Source organism: Companilactobacillus halodurans, assembly GCF_009600985.1.
Taxonomy (GTDB): Bacteria; Bacillota; Bacilli; order Lactobacillales; family Lactobacillaceae; genus Companilactobacillus; species Companilactobacillus halodurans.
The window spans coordinates 1-1,070 of the sequence record NZ_VDFP01000262.1; the positions used below are offsets into that span (position 1 = coordinate 1).

Sequence of the window (1,070 nt, forward strand, 5' to 3'; positions counted from 1 at the left end):
TCGAACATCTAAAGGGCATGAATGGTGTCCTTTTTTGGTGTTCTTAAATGGTTATTACTAATAAATGGTATACAAAAATAAAGTTGATGGCAAAATACCTATCAACTTTATTTATCGTACAGCCTTAATAATTCAATAAAATAAGCCAGTTGCAACAGTTTTAGAATAGTTGCAACTGGCTTATTATTTTTAAAGCCATTTTTCAAGAAAAAGTCGATATGCTACCCTTATTGGAGAAATCATATTCATTTAGGGGGAATTATGAAAAAAATTCAAAAATTACCGACTGAGATTAAGTCAATTTGGCGAATTAATGCTGCCGTTGACTTTTTTATCACCTTAGTGATAGCTCTTGGATTCTTCATCTGGAGAAATTTCTCATCCAATGGTTTTCAAAAAGTTTTATCCGTCATCATTATTATTTCGGTATCATTTGCCATTATTTCACTTATCTCTGAATTGAGCTTAATCAATTATCATTGGAAATATTGGACTTATTTTGTTGATGAGCGTCAAGTCGAATTGCATTATGGCTTCTTCTTTCAAAAAGAAATCGTCATCCCTATTTCTCGAGTTCAAAATGTCACCTTGTCACAAGGACCTTTTTTACGTTTAAAAGATTTACAAAAGATTACTGTTCAGACTGCAGCTGGTGCTAAAGAAATCGATGGCCTGAAAACAACTGAAGCTAATAAAATCAAAGATTTGATTATGCGTTTAGCTCGGGAGGCTAAAAATGATATCTAAACCGCAACATATCCATCCCATTGCTTTAGTTTTCTTTCTTTATGATTCATTGAAACAGTTGGTATTTCCAGCACTGATTATTTTCTTTGGAATCGTAAACGCAGAAAACGAAAAGTGGCTAATTATTTTTTCAGTTTTATTAATTAGTTTTATCATCATCAAAACATTTTTAGGTTATTTTATGTTCACTTATCAACGGCGAATTTTATAATCAAGTTAGCCACTTTCAATAAAATTCCAAAATAAAAACACCAAGACGAAAAAATCAGGTATCATTGGAGTTCTCCACAAACAATGAAAGAGGTTTTTCGTCTTGATGCAAG

The 1,070-nt window shown here is 31.8% G+C and carries 2 protein-coding genes; both read left to right on the plus strand.

From position 1 onward, the window contains the following. Positions 1 to 261 precede the first annotated feature (261 nt). On the plus strand, positions 262 to 747 hold the full coding sequence (locus FHL06_RS14035; protein ID WP_153387273.1) for a PH domain-containing protein: 486 nt from the start codon (positions 262 to 264) through the stop codon (positions 745 to 747). Further along, complete coding sequence (locus tag FHL06_RS14040) at positions 737 to 958, plus strand: hypothetical protein (RefSeq protein WP_153387275.1); 222 nt, start codon at positions 737 to 739, stop codon at positions 956 to 958. The genes FHL06_RS14035 and FHL06_RS14040 overlap by 11 nt, the downstream gene beginning before the upstream one ends. Positions 959 to 1,070: the final 112 nt, after the last annotated feature.